This window comes from Pseudomonas sp. R62 (assembly GCF_000257605.1).
In the GTDB taxonomy this organism is placed as follows: domain Bacteria; phylum Pseudomonadota; class Gammaproteobacteria; order Pseudomonadales; family Pseudomonadaceae; genus Aquipseudomonas; species Aquipseudomonas atacamensis.
Window position 1 is genome coordinate 2,014,025 of record NZ_JH635998.1, and the last position, 4,098, is coordinate 2,018,122.

Annotated in this window: 1 protein-coding gene; it reads left to right on the top strand. The window is 60.3% G+C overall.

The window, feature by feature from the left end; translation table 11 throughout:
• On the top strand, nucleotides 1–4,098 hold a 4,098-nt coding region (locus OQK_RS31165), incomplete at both ends, for an immunoglobulin-like domain-containing protein (RefSeq protein ID WP_038861170.1).

The following is a 4,098-nucleotide window of genomic DNA, read 5'->3' on the forward strand; positions in this document are numbered from 1 at the left end:
AGTGATCACCATCAAGGCTGGTGAAACCAGCGGCACCGCGACCGTTCCTGCGCCGTCCGATGACGTCTACAAAGACGCCGGTTCCGTCCAGGCAACGATCACTAGCGCTACCGGTGGCAACTTCGAGAACCTGGAACCGAGCACAGCTCCGGCCGTAACGACTGTCACCGATACCATCGATACCTCGACAGTCAAACTGACCGCCGATACCTCGGTCGCTGAAGGCGGCACGGTCACCTACACCGCCACTGTGGGTGCTCCGGTCACCGGCTCGCCTGTTGTGGTAACTCTGGCCAACGGTCAGACCATCACCATCGGCGTCGGTCAGACTACTGGCACTGCAACTGCTGTTGCTGCGAACGATGCGTTGGCCGGTAATGCTCCGATCACCAACTCGATCACTGGCGTAACCGGCGGCAACTTCGAAGATCTGGTGGCGGACAAAACTCCGGTTTCGACTTCCGTCACCGACGTTGCCGACACCACCAACCTGTCTCTGAGTGCGACCGGTTCCGTGGCCGAAGGTGGCCAGATCACCTACACCGCGACATTGACCAACGCCGCTGGCTCGCCAGTGATCGTGACCCTGTCGAACGGTGCCGTGATCACCATCAAGGCTGGCGAAACCACCGGCACCGCAACTGTTCCTGCACCGTCCGACGACGTCTACAAAGACGCCGGCTCTGTTCAGGCAACGATCACCAGCGCTACCGGCGGCAATTTCGAGAACTTGGTACCGAGCACAGCTCCGGCCGTAACGACTGTCACCGATACCATCGATACCTCGACCGTCAAACTGACGGCTGATACGTCGGTGGCTGAAGGCGGCACCGTGACTTACACCGCCACCGTTGGTGCGCCAGTTACTGGTTCGCCTGTTGTGGTAACTCTGGCCAACGGTCAGACCATCACCATCGGCGTCGGTCAGACTACTGGCACCGCAACCGCTGTTGCTGCGAACGATGCGCTGACCGGCAACGCTCCGATCACCAACTCGATCACTGGCGTAACTGGCGGCAATTTCGAAGATCTGGTTGCAGACAAAACTCCAGTTTCGACCACTGTTACGGATGTTAACGACACCACCAATCTGTCGCTCAGCGCCAGCAACTCGGTGGCTGAAGGTGGCCAGATCACTTACACCGCGACATTGACCAATGCTGCTGGCTCACCAGTGACCGTGACTTTGTCGAACGGTGCAGTGATCATCATCAAGGCTGGTGAAACCAGCGGCACCGCGACCGTTCCTGCGCCAGCCGATGACGTTTATAAAGACGCCGGTTCCGTCCAGGCAACGATCACTAGCGCTACCGGTGGCAATTTCGAGAACCTCGTACCGAGCACTGCTCCAGCGGTGACGACTGTCACCGACACCATCGACACTTCGACGGTCAAACTGACGGCCGACACTTCGGTGGCTGAAGGCGGCACCGTGACTTACACCGCCACCGTTGGTGCGCCAGTTACTGGTTCGCCTGTTGTGGTAACTCTGGCCAACGGTCAGACCATCACCATCGGCGTCGGTCAGACTACTGGCACCGCAACCGCTGTTGCTGCGAACGATGCGCTGACCGGCAACGCTCCGATCACCAACTCGATCACTGGCGTAACTGGCGGCAATTTCGAAGATCTGGTTGCAGACAAAACTCCAGTTTCGACCACTGTTACGGATGTTAACGACACCACCAATCTGTCGCTCAGCGCCAGCAATTCGGTGGCTGAAGGTGGCCAGATTACGTACACCGCGACATTGACCAACGCCGCTGGCTCGCCCGTGACCGTGACCCTGTCGAACGGTGCTGTGATCACCATCAAGGCTGGCGAAACAACCGGCACCGCAACCGTTCCTGCACCGTCCGATGACGTCTACAAAGATGCTGGTTCCGTGCAGGCGACGATCACCAGCGCTACCGGCGGTAACTTCGAGAACCTCGTTCCGAGCACTACGCCTGCGATCACCCAGGTCACCGACACCATCGATACTTTGACCGTCAAACTGACGGCTGATACTTCGGTGGCTGAAGGCGGAACCGTGACTTACACCGCCACCGTTGGTGCGCCAGTGACTGGTTCGCCTGTTGTGGTAACTCTGGCCAACGGTCAGACCATCACCATCGGCGTCGGTCAGACTACTGGCACCGCAACCGCTGTTGCTGCGAACGATGCGCTGACCGGCAATGCGCCGATCACCAACTCGATCACTGGCGTGACCGGTGGCAACTTCGAAGATCTGGTTGCGGATAAAACTCCGGTCTCGACTTCTGTCACCGACGTTACCGACACCACCAACCTTTCGCTGAGTGCGACCGGTTCTGTGGCCGAAGGTGGTTCGATTGTTTACACCGCTACACTGACCAACGCCGCTGGCTCGCCAGTGATCGTGACCCTGTCGAACGGTGCCGTGATCACCATCAAGGCTGGCGAAACCACCGGCACCGCAACTGTTCCTGCACCGTCCGACGATGTCTACAAAGACGCCGGCTCTGTGCAGGCGACGATCACCAGTGCCACCGGTGGTAACTTCGAGAACCTCGTTCCGAGCACTACGCCTGCGATCACCCAGGTCACCGACACCATCGATACCTCGACGGTAAAACTGACCGCCGATACTTCGGTGGCTGAAGGCGGCACCGTGACTTACACCGCCACCGTCGGTGCGCCAGTTACTGGCTCGCCTGTGGTCGTGACACTGGCCAACGGCCAGACCATCACCATCGGCGTCGGCCAGACTACCGGCACTACAACCGCTGTTGCTTCGAACGATGCACTGAACGGCCACGCTCCGATTACCAACTCGATCACTGGCGTAACCGGTGGCAACTTCGAAAATCTCGTCGCCGACAAGACTCCGGTCAGCACCACCGTGACCGACACCGTCGACACCACCAATCTGTCACTGAGCGCAACCGGCTCCGTGGCCGAAGGTGGCCAGATCACCTACACCGCGACACTGACCAACGCCGCTGGCTCGCCTGTGACCGTCACCCTGTCGAACGGCGCCGTGATCACCATCAAGGCTGGCGAAACAACCGGCACTGCAACCGTTGCGGCACCGTCCGATGACGTCTACAAAGATGCCGGCTCGGTGCAGGCGACGATCACCAAAGCCACCGGCGGCAACTTCGAGAACCTGGTACCGAGCACTGCTCCAGCCGTGACGACTGTCACCGACACCATCGACACGTCGACCGTCAAATTGACCGCCGATACTTCGGTAGCCGAAGGCGGCACCGTAACTTACACCGCCACCGTCGGCGCTCCGGTTACCGGCTCACCAGTTGTGGTAACTCTGGCCAACGGTCAGACCATCACCATCGGCGTCGGTCAGACTACCGGCACTGCAACCGCTGTTGCTTCGAACGATGCAGTGACCGGCCACGCTCCGATCACCAACTCGATCACTAACGTAACCGGCGGTAACTTCGAAAACCTCGTTGCCGACAAGACCCCGGTCAGCACCACCGTGACCGACACCGTCGACACCACCAATCTGTCACTGAGCGCAACCGGCTCCGTGGCCGAAGGTGGCCAGATCACCTACACCGCGACACTGACCAACGCCGCTGGCTCGCCTGTGACCGTCACCCTGTCGAACGGCGCCGTGATCACCATCAAGGCTGGCGAAACAACCGGCACTGCAACCGTTGCGGCACCCTCCGACGACGTCTACAAAGATGCAGGTTCCGTGCAAGCCACGATCAAAACCGCGACCGGTGGTAACTTCGAAAACCTGGTACCGAGCACCGCGCCAGCAGTGACCAGCGTCACCGACACCGTCGACACCACCACCGTAAAACTGAGCGCAACCGCCACAGCGGCAGAAGGCGGCAACGTCGTCTACACCGCAACCGTCGGCGCCCCCGTCACCGGTTCGCCAGTTGTCGTGACGTTGGCCAACGGCCAGAACATCACCATCGCCGTCGGCCAGACCACCGGCACCGTAACCGCCGTCGCACCGAACGATGCGCTGACCGGCAACGCTCCGCTGACCAACTCGATCACCAACGTCAGCGGCGGCAACTTCGAAAATCTCGTCGCCGACAAGACCCCGGTCAGCACCACCGTGACCGACACCGTCGACACCACCAACCTGTCCCT